At 71.7% G+C, this 19,087-nt stretch carries 20 protein-coding genes; 9 read left to right on the forward strand and 11 right to left on the reverse strand.

Features of this window, described 5'->3' with window-relative positions:
• Positions 1–43: 43 nt before the first annotated feature.
• Positions 44–499, forward strand: a complete 456-nt coding sequence (locus tag L3i22_RS37440; RefSeq protein WP_221322188.1) for a hypothetical protein — start codon at positions 44–46, stop codon at positions 497–499.
• A 239-nt stretch (positions 500–738) separates the two neighbouring features.
• Here L3i22_RS37440 and L3i22_RS37445 read toward each other — a convergent pair whose 3' ends face one another.
• Positions 739–1,311 (reverse strand): TetR/AcrR family transcriptional regulator, encoded by a 573-nt coding sequence (locus tag L3i22_RS37445; RefSeq protein WP_221322189.1) that lies wholly within the window; start codon positions 1,309–1,311, stop codon positions 739–741.
• A 63-nt stretch (positions 1,312–1,374) separates the two neighbouring features.
• Between L3i22_RS37445 and L3i22_RS37450 the strand changes: the two genes are divergently transcribed.
• Positions 1,375–2,148 carry a GNAT family N-acetyltransferase gene (locus L3i22_RS37450; RefSeq protein ID WP_221322190.1) on the forward strand — a complete coding sequence of 258 codons (774 nt, stop codon included), beginning with the start codon at positions 1,375–1,377 and terminating at the stop codon, positions 2,146–2,148.
• Positions 2,149–2,238: 90 nt separating this feature from the next.
• Here L3i22_RS37450 and L3i22_RS37455 read toward each other — a convergent pair whose 3' ends face one another.
• The 7 genes from L3i22_RS37455 to L3i22_RS37485 form a co-directional block, all read right to left on the reverse strand.
• The gene (locus tag L3i22_RS37455; protein ID WP_221322191.1) at positions 2,239–2,568 is read right to left on the reverse strand and encodes a cupin domain-containing protein; all 330 of its coding nucleotides are present in this window, start codon (positions 2,566–2,568) and stop codon (positions 2,239–2,241) included.
• Between the two features lie 417 nt (positions 2,569–2,985).
• The gene (locus L3i22_RS37460; protein WP_221322192.1) at positions 2,986–3,357 is read right to left on the reverse strand and encodes a hypothetical protein; all 372 of its coding nucleotides are present in this window, start codon (positions 3,355–3,357) and stop codon (positions 2,986–2,988) included.
• Positions 3,358–3,695: 338 nt separating this feature from the next.
• Complete coding sequence (mshC, locus tag L3i22_RS37465; RefSeq protein WP_221322193.1) at positions 3,696–4,934, reverse strand: cysteine--1-D-myo-inosityl 2-amino-2-deoxy-alpha-D-glucopyranoside ligase; 1,239 nt, start codon at positions 4,932–4,934, stop codon at positions 3,696–3,698.
• A 91-nt stretch (positions 4,935–5,025) separates the two neighbouring features.
• Complete coding sequence (locus tag L3i22_RS37470) at positions 5,026–5,841, reverse strand: SCO1664 family protein (protein WP_221322194.1); 816 nt, start codon at positions 5,839–5,841, stop codon at positions 5,026–5,028.
• The gene (locus tag L3i22_RS37475) at positions 5,838–6,431 is read right to left on the reverse strand and encodes a DUF3090 domain-containing protein (protein WP_221322195.1); all 594 of its coding nucleotides are present in this window, start codon (positions 6,429–6,431) and stop codon (positions 5,838–5,840) included. Before L3i22_RS37475 ends, L3i22_RS37470 begins: the two co-directional genes overlap by 4 nt.
• A 109-nt stretch (positions 6,432–6,540) precedes the next feature.
• Positions 6,541–7,233, reverse strand: a complete 693-nt coding sequence (locus L3i22_RS37480) for a histidine phosphatase family protein (protein WP_221322196.1) — start codon at positions 7,231–7,233, stop codon at positions 6,541–6,543.
• Positions 7,233–8,285 (reverse strand): LLM class F420-dependent oxidoreductase, encoded by a 1,053-nt coding sequence (locus L3i22_RS37485; RefSeq protein ID WP_221322197.1) that lies wholly within the window; start codon positions 8,283–8,285, stop codon positions 7,233–7,235. The genes L3i22_RS37480 and L3i22_RS37485 overlap by 1 nt, the downstream gene beginning before the upstream one ends.
• Before the next feature lie 137 nt (positions 8,286–8,422).
• Here L3i22_RS37485 and L3i22_RS37490 point away from each other — a divergent pair, with 137 nt between their 5' ends.
• From L3i22_RS37490 to L3i22_RS37505, 4 genes are all read left to right on the forward strand, one after another.
• Positions 8,423–9,418, forward strand: a complete 996-nt coding sequence (locus L3i22_RS37490; protein WP_221322198.1) for an aldo/keto reductase — start codon at positions 8,423–8,425, stop codon at positions 9,416–9,418.
• A gap of 4 nt (positions 9,419–9,422) precedes the next feature.
• Positions 9,423–10,565 (forward strand): sensor histidine kinase, encoded by a 1,143-nt coding sequence (locus tag L3i22_RS37495; RefSeq protein ID WP_221322199.1) that lies wholly within the window; start codon positions 9,423–9,425, stop codon positions 10,563–10,565.
• Positions 10,562–11,203 carry a response regulator transcription factor gene (locus tag L3i22_RS37500; protein ID WP_221322200.1) on the forward strand — a complete coding sequence of 214 codons (642 nt, stop codon included), beginning with the start codon at positions 10,562–10,564 and terminating at the stop codon, positions 11,201–11,203. The genes L3i22_RS37495 and L3i22_RS37500 overlap by 4 nt, the downstream gene beginning before the upstream one ends.
• A 76-nt stretch (positions 11,204–11,279) precedes the next feature.
• Positions 11,280–11,471, forward strand: a complete 192-nt coding sequence (locus L3i22_RS37505; protein WP_221322201.1) for a DUF5703 family protein — start codon at positions 11,280–11,282, stop codon at positions 11,469–11,471.
• Positions 11,472–11,654: 183 nt separating this feature from the next.
• On the opposite strand, the gene L3i22_RS37510 is transcribed toward L3i22_RS37505, so the two are convergent.
• Both L3i22_RS37510 and L3i22_RS37515 read right to left on the reverse strand, forming a co-directional pair.
• Positions 11,655–12,320: a hypothetical protein gene (locus tag L3i22_RS37510; RefSeq protein WP_221322202.1), complete on the reverse strand. Its 666-nt coding sequence runs from the start codon at positions 12,318–12,320 to the stop codon at positions 11,655–11,657.
• A gap of 22 nt (positions 12,321–12,342) precedes the next feature.
• On the reverse strand, positions 12,343–13,650 hold the full coding sequence (locus L3i22_RS37515; protein WP_221322203.1) for a M20/M25/M40 family metallo-hydrolase: 1,308 nt from the start codon (positions 13,648–13,650) through the stop codon (positions 12,343–12,345).
• A 185-nt stretch (positions 13,651–13,835) separates the two neighbouring features.
• Here L3i22_RS37515 and L3i22_RS37520 point away from each other — a divergent pair, with 185 nt between their 5' ends.
• On the forward strand, positions 13,836–14,276 hold the full coding sequence (locus L3i22_RS37520; RefSeq protein WP_370644559.1) for a hemerythrin domain-containing protein: 441 nt from the start codon (positions 13,836–13,838) through the stop codon (positions 14,274–14,276).
• 88 nt (positions 14,277–14,364) lie between these two features.
• The gene (locus tag L3i22_RS37525) at positions 14,365–15,339 is read left to right on the forward strand and encodes a LysR family transcriptional regulator (RefSeq protein WP_221322205.1); all 975 of its coding nucleotides are present in this window, start codon (positions 14,365–14,367) and stop codon (positions 15,337–15,339) included.
• A 287-nt stretch (positions 15,340–15,626) separates the two neighbouring features.
• On the opposite strand, the gene L3i22_RS37530 is transcribed toward L3i22_RS37525, so the two are convergent.
• Positions 15,627–18,194 (reverse strand): ATP-dependent Clp protease ATP-binding subunit, encoded by a 2,568-nt coding sequence (locus tag L3i22_RS37530; protein ID WP_221330358.1) that lies wholly within the window; start codon positions 18,192–18,194, stop codon positions 15,627–15,629.
• Between the two features lie 241 nt (positions 18,195–18,435).
• Between L3i22_RS37530 and L3i22_RS37535 the strand changes: the two genes are divergently transcribed.
• Complete coding sequence (locus tag L3i22_RS37535; RefSeq protein ID WP_221322206.1) at positions 18,436–18,846, forward strand: hypothetical protein; 411 nt, start codon at positions 18,436–18,438, stop codon at positions 18,844–18,846.
• Positions 18,847–19,087 lie beyond the last annotated feature (241 nt).

A 19,087-nucleotide genomic window follows, 5' to 3' on the forward strand; every position in this document is an offset into this window, starting at 1 on the left:
CCACCTAGGATTCTGATGATCATCTACGGGACGGGGAACGGGCATGCGGATTCTGGTCCGGGCCGGATTGGTCCTGCTGATCGCGCTGCATCTGCTCGTGACGATCGGGGGGCTGCTCGTCTTCGCGGCCGGGGGCGACCGCGCGTCGCTGCTGACCTGGACGCCGCTGGTGCTGAACCTGGCGGCCTGGGGTCTGCTGGCGTTCCGTCGTACCCGCGGGACCTGGGCGGCGTTCGCCGGGCATGCTCTGGCCGTGCTTCCGATGATCTGGATCTTCGCCGTCGCGGACAGCGGGCCGGACGCGAACATCGGCAAGGGGTTGATCGGGCTGTACCTGCTGGCCTGGGGGCTTCCGGGCTCGTTGCTGGGCCTTGCCTGGAACGCGACGACCTGGTTCTCCGCCCTGGCGGTCGTCACCCCGGTCCTCAACCTGGCGCTGCACGCCGGGTGGCTGATCCGGCGCCGCCGCCACGTCGGGTTGCAGCCCGTGGCGGCCTGACCGGCGGTCGCCCGCACCGGCCGGTAGTACAGCTCGGGGTCACCGCCCGAGGATTGCTGTTTGAGGTGGCGAGCTGCGGCGATCCGGCTGCTGGCTGCTGGTTTTGGCCGCGACTGCCGCGTGAGGTTGCGACCCGCCGAAGACTGAGCGGTCATTGCTTGCTTCGGCGGGGATTGCCGCGTGGGGTTGCGGGCTACGGCACTGTCTGCGGCGGTCGGCTTCGGCGGGGGCCGGCTGGGTCAAGCGTGCAGGTGCTGGTGCACGGCGGCGGTGGTGCGGGGGCGGTCGCCGGTGGCCAGGAGGTCGATCAGGGCGCCGCGGAGGACTGCGAGGGCGGCCGTGCGGCGGGCTACGCCGCCCGGGGTGTCGCGCTCGGACTCGGGCTGCGCGTCGGCGAGGACGTCGAGCCAGTCGGTGACCGTGGTGGCGGCGAACTCCGACCAGGGGCCGGTCGGGTCGACGAGGGAATGGGCGTACGCCTCGAGCCAGAGGACGAGGAGCGTGCGGTGAGCCGGGTCGCTCAGCCAGGACCAGATGCGCTCGCCGGCGGCCGACAGGCCGGAAGGCCGCGGGGTCTCCTCCCGGAGCCGGCGCATCAGGGCGAGTTCCTCCTCCCGGGCGCGGGCCAGCAAGGCTCGGACCAGGCCGTCCTTGCTGCCGAAGAGGAACAGCAGGACGCGCGGGCTGGACCCGATCTCCGCGGCGAGCGGGCGCAGCGACAGGTCGGTGAGGCCGTTGCGGCGCACGTAGGAGTACGCGAGCTCGAGCAGTTCGGTCCGGCGTGCCGAGGGTGCTGTCGTGGTGTCCGCCATCGGGTTAGTATCCGACTGAAACGAGTGTTTCAGTGATGGAGGTGGCGTGATGGAGGTGGCGTGATGGAGGTAACGATCCGGCGGCTCGGGCAGCCCGGGGACCTGGGGTGGGTGGTGCAGGCGCACGGCGAGATCTACGCCGAGGAGTACGGGTGGGACACCAGCTTCGAGACGATGGTCGTCCGGATCGTCGCCGACTACGCGGTCGCGCATGATCCGGGGCGTGAGGCGGCGTGGATCGCGGAGCGGGACGGGCAGCGGGTCGGGTGCGTGATGTGCGTGACCGGGGACGAGCCGGGAACCGCCGTGTTGCGGGTGTTGCTGGTGCATCCGTCGGCGCGCGGGATCGGGCTGGGTGGGCGGCTGGTCGACACCTGCATGGAGTTCGCGGTTGATGCCGGGTATGAGCGGATGCGGCTGTGGACGTCGGATCCGCTGATCACGGCGCGGCAGGTGTACCTGCGGCGTGGGTTCGAGTTGATCAAGGAGGAGCCGCAGCACACGTTCGGGGTGGATCTGGTCGGGCTGACATACCTGCGAGCTCGTCTCCGTCGGATGACGCGTGACGGCTGGCTGCGGACGGGCCAGACGCCGCGGGCCAGTCAGCGCGGTCTGCCGGCGTGGGCCGCGCGGGCCGGTCAGAGCGGGCTGGTCAGAGCGGGCTGGTCAGAGCGGGCTGGTCAGAGCGGGCTGGTCAGAGCGGGCTGGTCAGAGCGGGCTGGTCAGAGCGGGCTGGTCAGAGCGCGGTGGCCGGCGCGGGCCAGTCAGCACGACCCGGTAGCACGGCGCGGTCAACACGCGCCGGTAGCGCGGGATGGCCAGCGCGGGAGCGGCTAGCGCGGGCCCGTGGCATGGAGCGGTCAGCGCGGGGCGGCCAATGCGGGCCGGTGGCGTGGGCCGGTCAATGCGGGCCGGTGGCGTGGGTGGTCAAAGCGGGGTGGTGAACTCGATGGCGATTGCGGTCAGGCCGGACGCGGAGCGGGTGGTGTGGGATTCGCCGGCTGACCATTGGACGGTGTCGCCGACGGTGACTTCCTGCCAGAGGTCGGTGCCGGAGCGGACCTGGCCGCTTCCTGCGGTGATCAGTAGCAACTGCGGGACCGGGGCGGGATGGGTGCCGATCTCGCCGCCGGGTGCGACGCGGAGTGTGGTCACCGCGACCGAGTCCGAGCGGAACGTGGGGCGGGCGGTGACGCCGATGCTGTCGTGGGCGGTTACCGGGCGCAGGGTCTCCGGCAACGGCCTGATGATCTCCACACTGGACATTATCGCCGCGAGGAGGGCACGGGGCGATCGCTGGACCCGGCTCAGGCTGACATGCGCGGGGGCTTTGGAGCCGGACGCCGATGATCGCAAGTGAGCGTTAGGCCGCAGGGTGTGGGGCGCGGCGCGGATGCGGGCGCGAAAACGTGGAGCGCGGCGCGGGCAATAGCGCAGGGCGGCGCCCGCGGATCGTGCGGCGCGGACGCGAGTAAGGGCGCGGAGCTGGGGCCGGGTGATCGTGCGGCCGAGGGCCCGGGTGATGGTGACGGGGCGGGGCATGGCGCGGGGCGCGGGGCGCGGGGCGCGGGTGGAAAAAGCTCAGACCCGAGGAGCCGGATGGCGCCTCGGGCCTGTGGCTTGCTACCGCTCAGGCCCGTGGGGCTGGTGAGCGGTCACCGCAGATACAGCTGTTCAGCAACCGCCGAAGCCGAAGAGGCCGCCGCCGTTGCCGCCGCTGGCGATACCGTTCAGGTTGATCAGGCCGATCTGGGTGTTGCGCTGGGCGATCGACGTGTTGCAGTCGCCGCCGAAGCCGTTGCTGTAGCCGCCCGGGTAGCCGTAGCCGACCGGGTAGCCGTAGCCGACCGGCACCGGGTACCAGGTGTCACCGGCGACCGCGGCACTGTGGCCGTAGCCGGCGGAGTGACCCGACGCGTGGACGGAAGCGGCACTGGCGTTCTTCTTGCAGTGGCTGGCCGCGGCGGCGGCGGGGGCGGCCGCAAGGGCGACGCTCGCGCCGGTAGCCAGGAACAGACCGGCGAAGTACATAGCCGGACGACGCATGATGGTTCCTTTCGGACGTTGGTTTGACCTCCGAAAGCATGTCGCGGCGACGCCCATAATGCACGCATTTCCACCGAATAACACCGGTAGGCGCGTTCTTTCGGCGTATTGCCCACAGGCCGACTGACCAGGGTCTACGCTTCCGACCGGGGACCTGTATGCCCTTCCTGGATTGGGCGTGACGACCGCTGGGCGGCGCGAGGGGACCGGGCGGAAAGACCGCTGGGCAGCCCGAGGGAACAGGGCGGAAAGACCGCTGGGCGGCCCCGATGGGACCGCCCAGCAAAGAACAGAGCAAAAGAACAGAGCAACGAACAACGATCAAAAACAGCCAGACCTCAGAGACGTACGCCGAGCAGAGCGTCCACCGCCCGCGCCATCAGAGCCGGCGCCTCCGCGTCGTCCCCGGCCCCGGACAGGGTCGCCTCGACCCAGGCGTCCACGACCGCCAGCGCGGCCGGCGCGTCCAGGTCGTTGGTCAGCGCCTCCCGCACCGCGGCGACCAGCCCGGCTCCGGATGGGCCGGACGGGGCCGCCGCCGCCTCGCGCCAGCGGGACACCCGCTGCTCGCCGGCCTTGCGGACCTCGTCGGTCCACTCCCGGTCGGCCCGGTACTGCCCGGAGAGCAGGCCGAGCCGGACCGCCATCGGGTCGACGCCGTCGGCCCGCAGGCGGGAGACGAAGACCAGGTTGCCCTTGGACTTCGACATCTTCTCGCCGTCCAGCCCGATCATGCCGGCGTGCACGTAGTGGGCCGCGAACGGCGCCGCGCCGGTCAGCACCTCGGCGTGCGCCGCCGAGCACTCGTGGTGCGGGTAGAGCAGGTCGCTGCCGCCGCCCTGGACGTCGATCGTGTCACCGAGCAGGTTCAGCGCGATCGTGGCGCACTCGATGTGCCAGCCGGGCCGGCCCGGGCCGAGGTCGCCACCGTCCCACGTCGGCTCGCCCTCGCGGGCGCCGCGCCACAGCAGCGGGTCGAGCGGGTCGCGCTTGCCCTCGCGGGTGGGGTCGCCGCCGCGCTCGGCGGAGAGGGTGGTCATCTCCGCGCGGGACAGGTTCGACTCGTAGCCCCAGTTCGGCGCGGCGGTGATGTCGAAGTAGACGTCGCCGGTGCCGTCCTCCAGCCGGTACGCCGCACCACGGGCGACCAGCGAGGACACGTGCTCGGCGATCGACGGGATCGACTCGACGGCGCCGACGTAGTGCGCCGGCGGGATGATCCGCAGCGCCTCCATGTCCTCCCGGAACAGGGCCGTCTCGCGCATCGCGAGGACCACCCAGTCCTCCCCGTCCCGCGCCGCGCGCTCCAGCAGCGGGTCGTCGATGTCGGTCACGTTCTGCACGTAGTTCACCCCGTGACCGGCGTCCCGCCAGAGGCGGTTGACCAGGTCGAAGGCGATCATCGTGGCGGCGTGGCCGAGGTGGGTCGCGTCGTACGGCGTGATGCCGCACACGTACATCGTCGCGGTCTCCCCCGGCGTGACCGGATGCACCGACCGTCGCGCCGAGTCGTAGAGCTGCAGCGCAGGGGCGTCCCCCGGCAGGGTCGGCACGTCATGCCCGGTCCAAGCGTCCATGCTCGGAGCCTATCCAGCCCCCCGGAGTGTTCGCGCGGAGCGTGACCTAAACCTCTGGCCGGAGCGTGACCTGCGCCTCAGGCCGGAGCCTCTAGATCGGTGGCCAGGGAATGGCCGGCCAGTCCGCCGGCGGCTTGGGGAAACGCCCCGACCGCAACAGCCGTTTCACCCGCAGCCCGACATGCTGCACCTCGGTGATCGTCAGGTGCTCGTCGAGCGCCTCACCGAGCGCCCCGTCCAGCTCCGCCCGCAGCGACGTGAGCACGTCGACGGCCTCGCCGGGCAGCGGTTTCCCGGTCCAGCCCCACAGCACGGTGCGCAGCTTGTTCTCCACGTGGAAGCTGACGCCGTGGTCGACCCCGTGGATCGAGCCGGTCGCCGGGTAGAGCACGTGGCCGCCCTTGCGGTCGGCGTTGTTGATCACCGAGTCGAAGACCGCGAGCCGGGCCAGCCGGGGGTCGTCGGCGTGGGCCAGGGCGTACGCGTCCCCGTCGTCGTCGCGCGCCGCGGCGACCGGGAACCAGCCGGCCGGCACGTCGTAGGCCGGGACGAACCCGATCAGCCCCTCGGCCGCCGCCGGCTCGTCGATCCAGAGCTGCAGCGCGCCCGGGCCCATCGGACCGTCCCGCAGGATCGTCGGCGGGACCAGGCCCCAGCCGGTGGCCCGGGAGACCAGGTAGGCCGACACCTCGCGGCCGGCGAGCGTCCCGTCCGGGAAGTCCCACAGCGGGCGCTCGCCGCGGACCGGTTTGTACACACAGCGGCGGGTCACCCCGTTGTGGGTGATCTCGGCGCGCAGCGTGGTGTTGGACGCGTCGACCAGACGACCCTCGATCTCGATCCGGCCGCACGACAGCAGCTCGAGGGCGTCAGCCTCGGCGAGCACCTCGGTCGGCTCCGCCGTCACCGGTGGTAGCCGTTGTGCCGGGGACAGAGATGACCACCCGGGTCCAGCGGCTGGCCGCAGAGCGGGCACGGCGGCCGGCCGGCGGCCACCACGCGGCGGGCCCGGTCGATGAACGCGCGGGTCGCCTCGGGGGTCAGCCGGACCCGGAGCCGGTCGAGGTCGTCGTCGGGCTCGTCGTCCTCGTCGTCGTCATCGGTGTCGTCGTCGTCGGCGAGCGGGTCGCCGGAGAGCTCGACCTCGGCCTCACCGGCCTCGATCGCCTCGATCACCACGGTGGCGGTGTCGACGTCGAAGGCCAGGCCCAGGGTGCCGACCCGGAACTCCTCGTCGACCGGGGTGTCCAGCGGCTCGTTGTCGTGCACGGGCAGCAGCGGGACCTCCGGCAGGGTGACGCCGAACCGCTTGTTCGCCTCCTGCAGCAGCTCTTCCAGTTTCTCGGCGAGCAGAGACACCTGGACCTTCTCCAGGGCGACGCTGACCACCCGGCCGCCACCGCGTGCCTGGAGGAAGAACGTCCGGTCCCCGGGCTCGCCCACCGTCCCGGCGACGAACCGCTCAGGCGGCTCGAAGGCATGCACTTGGTGGGTCATGGAACCAACCCTATCCACCCCCGGCTGCCATCGCGCGGGTCGGAGAGCCGGGTTCGCCGAGGGCGCAATAGGGTGCACGCAGCGACTACGGCCCGATCACGGAGGGTCGTCAGACGCCGCCTCCGGCGCCGCCGCCGACGGCCGCATCGCTGCTCTCGGCCGCCTTGTCCCCATCAATTTTCTTCGGTACGAGGGAAGCCAGCTCCCCGGTGTCGTTGACCCGCACCAGGAACGGCCGGGTCGGGGTGTACCGGATCACGGTGATCGATGCCGGATCGGCGACGATCCGCTGGAACTGATCGAGGTGCAGCCCCATCGCGTCGGCCACGATGGCCTTGATCACATCGCCGTGGCTGCAGGCCAGCCAGATCGCCTCGGGCCCGTGCTCGGCGGTGACCTTCTCGTCCCAGGCACGGATCGCGGCGATCCCGCGCGCCGACATGGCCGCCATCGACTCACCGCCGGGGAACGTGACCGCGCTCGGGTGCTGCTGGACGACCGGCCAGAGCGGCTCCTTGGCCAGCTCCTTGAGCGGGCGGCCCTCCCACTCGCCGTACCCGCACTCGGTCAGCCCGTCGTCGAGCGTCGGGCCGACCCCGGGCAGGGCCAGCTCGACGGTCTGCCGGCAGCGGATCAGCGGGCTGGAGACGACCGCGGCGAGCGGGATCCCGCCCAGCCGGTCGGCGACCCGGGCGGCCTGGCCGCGGCCGGTCTCGTCGAGCTCCACCGGACGGCGGCCGGCCAGCTCGCCGGACGCGTTCGCGGTGGTCCGGCCGTGCCGCAGGAGGAGGACGGTGGCCACTAGCGGGCCACGCCGGACTCGTCGTACGCCTGGGCGACCAGGCGGAGCGTCGCCAGGCCGGACTCCAGGTCACCGACGTACGGGCTGATCGACAGGGTGCCGACGCCGGCCGCCGCGTACTCCTTGATCCGCTTGATGATCCGGGGCTTGTCGCCGACCATCGAGGTGCGCTCGATGAACTCCTGTGGCACCGCCTCGGCCGCCTCGGCGACCTGCTTGTCGAGGTACAGATCCTGGACCTTCTTGGCGGCGTCGGCGTATCCCATCCGTACGGCCAATTGGTTGTAGAAATTCTGCTCGCGGCTGCCCATGCCACCGATGTAGAGCGCGGCATACCACCGCACCACGTCGGCGCAGGCCGCGACGTCGTCACCGACCACCACCGGCACCACCGGGGCCACGTCGAAGCCGGTCAGCCCCTGGCCGTGCTTGGCCCGGCCGGCCGCGATGTGCCGCAGCTGGTCGTCGGCGGCGTCCGGCGCGAAGAAGACCGCCAGCCAGCCGTCCGCGATCTCACCGGCCAGCTCCAGGTTCTTCGGGCCGACCGCGGCCAGGTAGATCGGGAGGTCGGCGCGCGGTGGGTGGAAGCCCAGCTTGATCGCCTTGCCGGCGCCGCCGGCCAGCGGCAACTGGTAGTGCTCGCCGTCGTACTGCACCCGGTCGCGGCGCAGCGCCATCTTGACGATGTCCACATACTCCCTGGTCCGGGCGAGCGGCTTGGCGAACTTGACGCCGTGCCAGCCCTCCGAGACCTGCGGGCCGGAGACGCCCAGGCCGAGCCGGAACCGGCTGCCGGAGAGGGTGTCCAGGGTGGCCGCGGTCATCGCGGTCATCGCCGGGGTGCGCGCCGGGATCTGCAGCACCGCCGCGCCGATGTCGATCTTCTCCGTCTGGCCGGCGATCCAGGCCAGCATGCTGACCGTGTCCGACCCGTAGGCCTCGGCGGCCCAGACCACCGAGTAGCCGAGGCGATCCGCCTCCTGGGCCATGGCGAGGTGATCGGCGGGCGTGCTCCACGCCGTCTGGTAGCCGAGGCTGAGTCCGAGCCGCACTGCCCTGCCCTCCCGAGATCTTGAGACGTCCGGCACAAGCCTACTGATGGGAACCCGTCACGTTTCCGTCCGGTAACCGACGCACCCTGTCGAGCCGGAGGATTTCTTTGTTGACCAGGTCTGAATAAGGTTCACTCATGCACCAGCGACCGCTCGGCCGAAGCGGGCTAGCGGTCTCGCGGCTCGCGCTCGGCACCATGACCTGGGGACGGGACACCGACCCCGACGACGCGGCCGAGCAGATGAAGCTGTTCCTCGAAGCCGGCGGCACGCTGATCGACACCGCCGACGTGTACGGCAGCGGCGACGCCGAGGCGGTGATCGGCTCGCTGCTCGACCACCTGGTCCCGCGCGACGAGGTGGTGATCGCCACCAAGGCCGGGCTGACCCCGCACGGCTGGCGGGCCCGCGACGGCTCCCGCGGCAACCTGCTGCGCTCGCTGGACGCGTCGCTGCGCCGGCTCGGCACCGACTACGTCGACCTGTGGCAGGTGCACGGCTACGACGGGCAGACCCCGTTCGAGGAGACGCTGTCCGCTCTCGATCACGCGGTGAACAGCGGCAAGGTGCGCTACGTCGGGGTGTCCAACCTCGCCGCCTGGCAGACCGCGCGCGCCGCGACCTGGCAGTCGGCGTACCCGAACCGCGCCCCGATCGTCGCCGCCCAGATGGAGTACTCGCTGCTGGAACGCGGCATCGAGCGGGAGATGCTGCCGGCCGCGGCGGCGCTCGGCTTCGGCGTGCTGGCCTGGTCGCCGCTGGGCCGCGGGGTGCTGACCGGGAAGTACCGCAACGGCCGCCCGCTGGACTCGCGCGCCGCGTCCGAGCACTACGCGCCGTTCGTGCAGACCTATCTGGAGCCGCGCAGCTCCAGCATCGTCGAGGCGGTGGTGATCGCCGCCGGCGGGCTCGGCGTGTCGCCGCTGGAGGTGGCGCTCTCCTGGGTCCGCGACCGACCCGGCCTGGCCGCGGTGATCCTCGGCGCCCGCACCGCCGGCCAGTTGCAGGGCGCGCTGCGCAGCGAGGAGCTGACCCTGCCCGCCGAGATAGCGTTCGCGCTGGAGGACGTCTCGGCGATCGACGTCGGCTACCCGGAGCGCGAGGGCACCGGCGACCCGCACGGGGTGCTCTGAGCCGATGCTGCGCCTGCTGGTCGCCGCCGTCACCTACCGGCGCGCGGTGTTCCTGCTGCTCGGGGCGGTGCTGGCGCTGCCGTACACGCTCGGCCTGGGCCTGCTCGTCCGGGCGATCGCCGAGCACCCGGAGAACTGGGCGGGCAGCCTGCCGTTCGCCGGCCTCGTCACCGGGATCGCGCTGGTCCCGCCGTTCCTGGGCGGCACCCGGGAGCTGGAGATCGCGGCGGCCCGCTCGCTGCTCGGCGTCGAACTCCCCGGGCCGGTCCGCGGGCACCGCCTGGAGCGCGAGACCCGGCTGCGGGCGGCGCTCTGGTTCGGGTTGCACCTGCTCAGCGGCGTGGCGGTGGGGGCGGTGCTGTTCGCCGTCGTGCCGGTCGGCTTGGTCGCGCTGACCGGCGGGGAGCTGCTGATCCCGGGCACCGGCGGCGGGTGGTGGCTGCTCGCCGCGCCGGTGATCCTGGCCGGCGCGATCTACGCGGTCGCCGGGCTCGGCTCGCTCGCCGCGACGATGGCGCCGGTGCTGCTCGGCCCGTCGGCGCAGGAACGGGACCGGCGGCTGGCCGAGCGGGAGAGGCGGCTGGCCGAGCGCAACCGGCTGGCCCGGGAGTTGCACGACTCGGTCGGGCACGCGCTGACCGCGATGACGCTGCAGGCCGGGGCGGCCCGGGCGGTCTTCGAGGCCGATCCGGGGTTCGCGCTCACCGCGCTCGCCGCGATCGAGGAGACCGGGCGGGCGGCGGCCGGTGAGCTCGACACGGTCCTCGGCATCCTGCGGGACGAGGTGGCCGGGCCGACGCTCGACGCACTGGATCGGCTGCTGTCCGACCAGATAAACACCGAAATATCGCCCATAGACGTGCCGCCGCACGTCTCCCGGGAGGCGTACCGGATCGTGCAGGAGTCGCTGACCAACGCCGCGCGGCACGGCACCGGGCCGGTCACGCTGCGGATCCGGCAGGAGGGGGACCTGGTGATCGAGGTGATCAACCGGCGGAACGGGACGACCCGCCGGCGACCGACCGGCGGCGGGCACGGGATCGAGGGCATGCGGGAACGTGTGCGGCTGCTCGGCGGCACCCTCGAAGCCGGGCCGGACGGCGAGAACTGGCAGGTCACCGCGAGGCTCCCGGGGGCCGCCGGATGACCGGCGTGCTGATCGCGGACGACGACGCGCTGGTCCGCGCCGGGCTGCGGGCGATCCTCGGCGCCCAGCCCGACCTCACGGTCACCGGCGAGGTCGGGGACGGCAGCGAGGTGGTCCCGGCGGCGGTCCGGCGGCGGCCCGACGTCGTTCTGATGGACGTACGGATGCCCCGCCTCGACGGCATCCAGGCCACCCGTCTCCTGCTCGCCAGGTTCCCGGTGGACGCCCCGAAGGTGCTGGTCGTGACCACGTTCGCGAACGACGAGTACGTGTACGAGGCGCTCCGGGCCGGGGCCAGCGGCTTCCTGCTCAAGCGGTCCCGCCCGGAACAGATCGTGGAGGCGGTCCGGGTCGTCGCGCGCGGCGACTCGCTGCTGTTCCCGGCCGCGATCAAGAACCTGGTGGCGGCCTACGCCCGGCCGGACGGCGGGCTGGAACGCGCCGGGCTGACCGCGCGGGAGGCCGAGGTGCTGGCGCTGATGGCGGACGGGCTGTCCAACGCGGAGATCGCCGGGGAGCTGGTGCTCGGCGTCGAGACGATCAAGACGTACGTCGGGAACGTGCTGGCGAAGCTCGGGGTGCGCGATCGTACGCAGGCGGTGGTGGCCGCGTACCGATCAGGGTTCATCGCCCCCTGAGGAAAGGCTGTGACAAGGGTTTCGAACCGCGTGGAGGACTGGTGTCGGCCTCGCGCGCGGGAGCATATTAGATCGCATGGATTACGAATACGCGCCGCTCCGGTTGCCCTCGCACGTCGATCGTCTGACCGCGGCGGCGCAGCTCGCCATTGCGGCCGAGTTCTCCGGTTGGGAGCTCGCCCGGGTCCAGCTCTTCGCGGACGGCACGCGGAAGGTGATGCTCCGCCGCCGCGTCCAGCCCACGCCGCAACCCGGCCTGAGCTACTGAAAAGCCCGCACGGCCCAAGGCCGAGCGGGCTTTCTGCTTCACCGCTTCGACCGCGCCCACCACGCATGGCGCCCGTCGTTGTCGAGGGTGCCGAAATCGGCTAGCGAAGCGTGGTCGATTTCGGTGCCCTCGACAACGGCCCCAAGGGGCGCCATGCCGCCGAGCGGAGCGAGGCCATCAGGCTCAGTGGTTGTGGCCGGCGTGGTCGTCTTCCTCGTCCGGCAGGAAGGGGTGCTCGTCCAGGCGGCCGACCAGCTGGTCGGACTCGATCGGGGCGAACGGGCCGGAGCCGTCGGCGTCGTCGAACGCCTCCAGGTCCAGCGGCTCCGCGACCTCGGTCACCGTGAGCAGGCCGTCGAGCGGCTCCAGCTCCGGGACGTCGAGCGACGCGAGCGAGCCGTCGCCGGCCTGGAGCAGCTCCAGCACGGCCTCGCCGACCGACTCGACCGGGCCGACCTCCTCGTCCTCCGGCACCGAGCTGCGGCGCGCGTTCTCCGCGACCTTCAGCAGGGCGGAGACGCTGGGCACCCGGTAGTCGCGGCGCTGCCGGACCGAGATGACCTGCGGGTACGGGTCACCGGCGCCGGTGTCGCCCGCCTCGCCGGCGAGGAAGCGCTGGTCCGCCTCGTCCGGGTCGATCGACTCGACGTCCCACGGCGTGACCTCGCCGAAAGCGTCGAGCAGCTTCTCGTCGTACGCGAAGGAGGCGTTGTTGAGGTCGACATACGCCTGCCAGACGTCGTCGTCATCAATCCGGCCCGCGGCCGCCTTCACGGCCGTGAGGTGCGCCCGCGCTGCCTCTACCACCCGCTCGAGGGCGGCGTCGAGCTCCGCGTTCTGGTCACTCATCTGTCTGGGGGTCCTTCCGGATCTAACTGTTCCGAAGCAATCGGTCGAGAACACGCACGCCGAACTTTAGACCCTCGACGGGCACTCGCTCGTCGATGCCGTGGAACAGGGCGGCGAAGTTCAGGTCGGGGGGAAGTTGCAACGGGGCGAACCCGAAGCATCGGATGCCGAGAGTGCTGAACGCCTTCGCGTCGGTTCCCCCGGACATCAGGTACGGCACGGTACGCGCCCCGGGGTCCTCGGCTCGCAGCGCCGCGCCCATCGCCTCCACCAGCGGCCCGCCGAACTCGGTCTCCACGGCCGGCTGCTGGTGCACGTGCTCGATCTCCACGTCCGGTCCGATGATGTCACGCAGCTCGGCGAGGAACGACTCGGCCTGCCCGGGCAAGGTCCGGCAGTCGATGGTCGCGGACGCCCGGCCGGGGATCACGTTGTCCTTGTACCCGGCCTCGAGGCGGGTCGGGTTGGCGGTGTTGCGGATGGTCGCGCCGATCAGGTTGGCGATCGGGCCGAGCTTGGCGATCGCCAGCTCCGGGTCGTCCGGGTTCAGGTCGATCCGGAGGGCCTCGCTGATCTGCTCCAGGAAGGCCCGCACGGTCGGCGTGACGACGACCGGGAACCGGTGCCGGCCGACCGCCGAGACCGCCTCGGCGAGCGCGGTGACCGCGTTGTCGTCGTGGATGAACGAGCCGTGCCCGGGCCGGCCGGAGGCGTGCAGGCGCAGCCAGTCGAGGCCCTTCTCGGCGGTCTGCACCAGGTAGAGCCGCAGGTTGTCGTTGACCGTGTACGAGTACCCGCCGACCTCGCCGATCGCCTCGGTGGCGCCCTCGAACAGGTCCGCGTGGTTGTTCACCAGCCACTGCGAGCCGTACTCCATCCCGGCCTCCTCGTCGGCGGTGTACGCCAGCACGATGTCCCGGGGCGGGGTGTAGCCGGTGCGCTGCCAGTCGCGGACGACCGCGAGCACCATCGCGTCGAAATCCTTCATGTCGACCGCGCCGCGGCCCCACAGGTACCCGTCCTTGATCTCGCCGGAGAACGGGTCGACCGACCACTCGCGCTTGTCGGCCGGCACCACGTCCAGGTGGCCGTGCACCAGCAGGGCGCCGCGCGAGCGGTCCGCGCCGGGGATCCGGGCGACCAGGTTGGTGCGCTTGGGGGCCGACTCCAGGATGCGGGACTCGATGCCGGCGTCGGCGAGCTTCTCGGCGACGTACTCGGCGGCGAGCCGCTCCCCCACGGTGGTCCGCGGGTCTCCGGTGTTGGTCGTGTCGATGCGCAACAGGTCCTGGCAGAGGCCGACGACCTCGTCCGTGGCGGCGGTGTTCATCCGCCCTTCTTACCAGCTGGTTGTCAACGGTGTTTGGGGGGAACGGTTTAGCGGGTATCGCCGCGGTCATGTCTGATGTGAATCTTCCCCCGCTCCCCCCGGTCGGAGGCACCACTTCCGGGCGCAACGTCGTCGATGTCCTGAACGAGCAGCATCGGGAGATCATCGGCCTGCTCTCCACCGATATGTCGGATAAACAGTACTCAGTCCTTATTGCCACTTTGTCCCGTCATCTGTCGGCCGAGGAGCAGTACCTCTACCCGGCCGTCCGCACCGCCGTCCCGGACGGGGACCGGATCGCCGACCGGGAGCTGGCCGAGGACCGTGAGCTGCTCAAACTCATGCAGGACCGGTCCCGCGTGGAGGAGTTGACCACGGCCGTCCGCCGGCACGTCGAGGCCGACTCCGGCGAGCTGTTCCCGCTGCTCAACCAGATGGTGCCGATCGAGGACATGATCCGGCTGGGCAACCGCGTGGAGACCGCGCAGGAGGCCGCGCCGACCCGTCCGCACCTGTCCACGCCGGTCACGCCGCCGTGGAACAAGGTGGTGGATCCGCTCGTCGGGATGGTGGACAAGGTCCGTGATCTGGCGACGGCACGTACGACGTACGCGAAAGATCTGTGATTTTGCCCTTGATTGTGCCGTTACTTAACAACTTTGTCACGTGTGACAGGGCTAGCCTTCGATACGTTCCTAGTCCTAACGTCACGCTATGAACCTGGAGCTGCGGCATCTGAAGGTGGTCTGCGCCATCGCGGAGACCGGCAGCGTCACCAAGGCCGCGTCACAACTCGGCCTGGCCCAACCCGCGCTCACCGCCCAACTGCAGCGGATCGAGCGCACGCTCGGCGGCCCCCTGTTCGACCGGGACCGGCGCGGCGCCCGTCCCACGGCGCTCGGCGAGCTGGTGCTGTCCCGGGCCCGGGTGCTGCTGCCGGCGATGAAAGGCTTGCAGGACGAGGCGGCCCGGCTGGCGGCGGGCGGTTCCTCCACGATGAGCCGGTACCGGATGGGGGCGATCGGCGGGCCGGTCTTCGCCCACCTCCTGCACCGGCTCTCCGCCACCCAGCCGGAGTCGGCGATCTCCACCTACGCGTCCTACTCCGTCGACGAGCTGGCCGGCATGGCGCTCAACGGCAAGCTGGACTACGTCCAGGTCGGGGTCTGCGGCGACGCCCTGCCCTCGGCCGACTTCGGCCTGTTCTGGGACACCATCGCGGTCGACGCGGTCTGCGTGCTGATGCCCGAGGACCACCCGCAGGCCAAGGGCGCCGAGGTAGACCTGGCCGAGCTCGCCACCGAGCAGTGGGCGGCCGCGCCCGGCGACGGCTGCTTCGAGACCTGCTTCGCGGCGGCCTGCGCCCGGGCCGGCTTCGCGCCGCGCCGGGTGCTCGAGACGGACGCGCGCGCCTGCATCGACATGGTCGAGCTCGGCGTGGCCATCGGCCTCTGCCAGCCGACGTTCCGCCCACCGGCCGGGCTGACCACCCGACCACTCAAGGGGGCGCCGCTGCGCTGGCGCCTGATCCTCGGCTGGCATCCGGAGTCGGCCGCCGCCCGCTCCGCGCCCAAGCTGCTGGAGCTGGCCCGGGAGGCGTATGTGGACGTCATCGCCCGCAATGAGGATTATGTCGCTTGGACGAAGGAGTATCCGACGCTCGGCGGCCAGACCCTCGCGGCGGCCTAGCTGCGGTTTTCCCGCCAAGATCACGATCAAGTGCTTTTTGCCTCGGTCCGCCGGGGTACAGATCGCCGCTCCCGCGGGGACCCTTCCGGGCCTCGCAGGGCGCGGGGCGCCCAAAAACGCGAGGCCCTCCAGGGCGACGTCCGAGGGTGGTTGCGGTTCAAAAGGACCCAAGATCAAAACCCGGCAGCCAAACGACGAAGGGCGCCAGGCTTTTCGCCTGACGCCCTTCATGTCCGATATTTCAGGGCATCGGCGCGCTCACGCCGTACCCAAGCCGGATTTTGATCTTAAAGCGAACTCAGCGACGCCGACTCGATCTCGAACGTCAACTCGTCGTCCCGGGCGTCCACCTTGACCGTCTGACCCGGCGCCAGATCCGCCGCGAGCAGCATCTTCGACAGCCGGTTGTCCAGCTCCCGCTGGATCGTCCGGCGCAGCGGCCGCGCCCCGAACTCGGGCTGGAAGCCCCGGTCCGCGAGCCAGTCCACCCCGGCCGTGGTGATCTCCAACCGCACGTCCTGGGCGTGCAGCCGGCGCCGCGTCGACTCCAGCAGCATCTCGGTGATCTTGCGGAGCTGATCCGTCTCCAGCTGCCGGAAGATGATGATCTCGTCGATCCGGTTGATGAACTCCGGCCGCAGCTGCTCCTTGAGCCGCCGCTCGATCCGGTCCTGCAGCTCGTCCCCGGCCTCGCCGCCGCCGAACCCGACGCTCCGGGTGGTCCCGTTGATCAGGTCCGACCCGAGGTTGCTCGTCATGATCAGCACGGTGTTCTTGAAGCTCACCGTGCGGCCCTGGCTGTCGGTCAGCCGGCCGTCGTCCAGCACCTGGAGCAGCATGTTGAACACGTCCGGGTGCGCCTTCTCGATCTCGTCCAGCAGCACCACGCTGTACGGCCGCCGCCGCACCGCCTCGGTCAACTGCCCGGCCTCGTCGTAGCCGACGTACCCGGGCGGCGCCCCGACCAGCCGCGACACCGTGTGCCGCTCCTGGAACTCGCTCATGTCCAGCCGGATCATCCGGTCCGAGTCCCCGAACAGCGCCTCCGCGAGGGACCGCGCCAGCTCGGTCTTGCCGACCCCGGTCGGCCCGAGGAACAGGAAGCTGCCCACCGGCCGCTCCGGGTCACCCAGCCCGGCCCGCGAGCGGCGCACCGCCTCGGCGACCGCGCTGACCGCGTCCTCCTGGCCGATCACGTGCTCGTGCAGGTGCTGCTCGAGCCGGAGCAGGCGGTCCCGCTCGGCCTCGGTCAGCTGCGCCACCGGGATGCCGGTGGCCCGGGAGACCACCTCGGCGATGTCCGCCCCGGTGACCCGCGGGACGCTGTCCCCGCTCGCGCCGGAGCCGGCGATCTGCTCCTTCAGCTGGTTGATCCGGTCCCGCAGCTGCGACGCGACCTCGTAGTTCTCCGCGTGCACGGCCTGGTCCCGGTCCCGGCTGAGCTGCTCCAGCTGCCGCTCCCGCTCGCGCAGGTTCGCGTCCGGCGTCTTGACCCGTAGCCGGACCCGGGCGCCGGCCTGGTCGATCAGGTCGATCGCCTTGTCCGGCAGGAACCGGTCGGTGATGTACCGGTCGGAGAGCACCGCCGCGGCGTCCAGCGCCTCGTCGGTGATCCGCACCTGGTGGTGCGCCTCGTAGTTGTCCCGCAGCCCGCGCAGGATCGCGACCGCGTCCTCCACGCTCGGCTCGCCGACCAGCACCGGCTGGAACCGCCGGGCCAGCGCCGCGTCCTTCTCGATGTGCTTGCGGTACTCGTCCAGCGTCGTCGCGCCGATCACCCGCAGCCGCCCGCGGGCCAGCGCCGGCTTGAGCATGTTGCCGGCGTCCATCCCGCCGCCCTCGCCGCCGCCACCGGCGCCGACCAGGGTGTGGATCTCGTCCATGAAGACGATCAGGCCGTCCCCGGACGCCTGGATCTCGTCGATGATCTTGCGCAGGCGCTCCTCGAAGTCGCCGCGGTACCGCGTACCGGCGACGAGGCCGGCCAGGTCCAGCTGGACCACGCGCTTGTCCTGCAGGGTGAGCGGCACGTCGCCGTCCACGATCCGCTGGGCCAGGCCCTCGACGATCGCGGTCTTGCCGACGCCGGCCTCACCGATCAGGACCGGATTGTTCTTGGTCCGCCGGGACAGGATCTCCACGGCCTGCTCGATCTCGTCGGCCCGGCCGATCACCGGGTCGATCTCGCCGCGCCGCGCCACCTCGGTCAGGTCCGTCCCGAACTGCTCCAGCGTCGGCGTCGGGGACGCGCTCCGCCCGCCGCCCCGGGAACCGCCCTGGCCGCCGCCGGTCGGCCCGGCCGGCACCTCCGGATGCGGGATCGCCCGCGGGTCGAGCCGCCCGGCCAGCAGCCGCCCGGCCGCCGAGTCGGTGTTCAGGCCGAGCGCCATCAGGATGTGCTCCGGCCCGATGTAGGAGGCGCCGACCGCCCGGGAGATCTGCAGGCTGTCCAGCAGCGCGCGCTTGGCGGCCGGGGTCAGCGCGACCTGCTCGGTCCGGTCCGCACCCATGTCGGCGCGCCGGTTGGCGGCGGCGATCCGGGACGGCTCGTCGCCCAGCGCCGCCTCGATCTCACCGAGCAGCGCCTGCGGGTCGGTGCCCGCGCGCCGCACGGTCTGCTTCATCGGCTCCTGCTGCAGGACGGCCCAGAGCAGATGGTCGGTGTCGAGGTCGGCGAGGCCGCCGTCGTTCTGCCCGAGATCCGCGGCGCGCCTCGCGGCGTCGGCCAGCACCTGCCGGGCGTCGTTGCTCATGTAGCGCGCGATATCGATCCGCTGCGCCGCCCGGCGCGGCTCGGCCGCACCGAAGAAGCGCGCGAACAGGTCGTCCCACTGACCGGGGCCACCCGGCCCCAACGGTCCGATGCTCATCAGTCTCTCTTCCCCTGGTACTCCACCGGCGACCCGAACGCCGGCCGCCGACTGTTAGAAGCGCGTGAGGCGGTCCGGTGATTCCCGGATATCGCAAAAAGTTGACAGGAGTACGCTCAACTCTATGTCCGACCCCACCGAGCCGGTTTTCCGGGAACCCGCCTTCCCCGGACCCGCGCCCGCGTCTCCGGAGTCCCCGTTTCAGGGAGCCACACCACAGGCGGCCGTGTCCGGCGAACCGGAGTCTCCGGCCGCGGTTTCGCCGCTTCCCCTGATCATCGTCGACGGGGCCAACGTGGTGGGCTCGGTTCCGGACGGCTGGTGGCGGGACCGGGCCGGGGCCGCGGTCCGGCTCCGGGACAGCTTGGCGCCGGTGGCCGCGGCCGGGCTGGCCGGCGTGCCGGGGCCGGTCGAGGTGGTGCTGGTGGTCGAAGGGAAGGCGCGGGACATTCCGCAAGGTCCGCCGGGGGTGCGGGTGGAGCGCGCGCCCGGCTCCGGCGACGACAAAATCATCGATTTGGTACGGGGGGAGCGTCGTCCCCGGCAGATCGTGGTCGTGACCGCGGATCGGGGGTTGCGGGATCGGGCGCTTGCTCTGGACGCCGAGGTGCGTGGCCCCTCCGCGGTCCCCCGCTGACGCCTGTCGCCACCCCCTGACGGCCGCTGCTCCCTGACGCCTGCCGCTGCCCGCGGACACCTGCCGCCGCTGCACGCGGACACCTGCCGCCGCTCCCTGACGCCCGCCGCTCTCCCCCGCTGACGCCCGCCGTCGATTCGCGCCGGCCCAACCCTTGCTGCCCCGGCGCTCGCCGCCCCAGCGCTCGCCGCTCCGGCGTTCACGGGCCCGGCTCTCGCGGCCCGGAAATGTCAGACCTCTT

Source organism: Actinoplanes sp. L3-i22, from assembly GCF_019704555.1.
Classification (GTDB): domain Bacteria; phylum Actinomycetota; class Actinomycetes; order Mycobacteriales; family Micromonosporaceae; genus Actinoplanes.

What these genes read in the sequence shown, in the direction of transcription:
- mshC (WP_221322193.1), bottom strand. Translation starts at nt 4,934, where the DNA reads ATGGACGCTTGGACCGGGCATGACGTGCCGACCCTGCCGGGGGACGCC.
- L3i22_RS37460 (WP_221322192.1), bottom strand. Translation starts at nt 3,357, where the DNA reads ATGCGTCGTCCGGCTATGTACTTCGCCGGTCTGTTCCTGGCTACCGGC.
- L3i22_RS37445 (WP_221322189.1), bottom strand. Translation starts at nt 1,311, where the DNA reads ATGGCGGACACCACGACAGCACCCTCGGCACGCCGGACCGAACTGCTC.
- L3i22_RS37510 (WP_221322202.1), bottom strand. Translation starts at nt 12,320, where the DNA reads ATGAGTGACCAGAACGCGGAGCTCGACGCCGCCCTCGAGCGGGTGGTA.
- L3i22_RS37500 (WP_221322200.1), top strand. Translation starts at nt 10,562, where the DNA reads ATGACCGGCGTGCTGATCGCGGACGACGACGCGCTGGTCCGCGCCGGG.
- L3i22_RS37475 (WP_221322195.1), bottom strand. Translation starts at nt 6,431, where the DNA reads ATGACCCACCAAGTGCATGCCTTCGAGCCGCCTGAGCGGTTCGTCGCC.
- L3i22_RS37495 (WP_221322199.1), top strand. Translation starts at nt 9,423, where the DNA reads ATGCTGCGCCTGCTGGTCGCCGCCGTCACCTACCGGCGCGCGGTGTTC.
- L3i22_RS37450 (WP_221322190.1), top strand. Translation starts at nt 1,375, where the DNA reads ATGGAGGTAACGATCCGGCGGCTCGGGCAGCCCGGGGACCTGGGGTGG.
- L3i22_RS37490 (WP_221322198.1), top strand. Translation starts at nt 8,423, where the DNA reads ATGCACCAGCGACCGCTCGGCCGAAGCGGGCTAGCGGTCTCGCGGCTC.
- L3i22_RS37440 (WP_221322188.1), top strand. Translation starts at nt 44, where the DNA reads ATGCGGATTCTGGTCCGGGCCGGATTGGTCCTGCTGATCGCGCTGCAT.
- L3i22_RS37515 (WP_221322203.1), bottom strand. Translation starts at nt 13,650, where the DNA reads ATGAACACCGCCGCCACGGACGAGGTCGTCGGCCTCTGCCAGGACCTG.
- L3i22_RS37505 (WP_221322201.1), top strand. Translation starts at nt 11,280, where the DNA reads ATGGATTACGAATACGCGCCGCTCCGGTTGCCCTCGCACGTCGATCGT.
- L3i22_RS37525 (WP_221322205.1), top strand. Translation starts at nt 14,365, where the DNA reads ATGAACCTGGAGCTGCGGCATCTGAAGGTGGTCTGCGCCATCGCGGAG.
- L3i22_RS37520 (WP_370644559.1), top strand. Translation starts at nt 13,836, where the DNA reads ATGTCGGATAAACAGTACTCAGTCCTTATTGCCACTTTGTCCCGTCAT.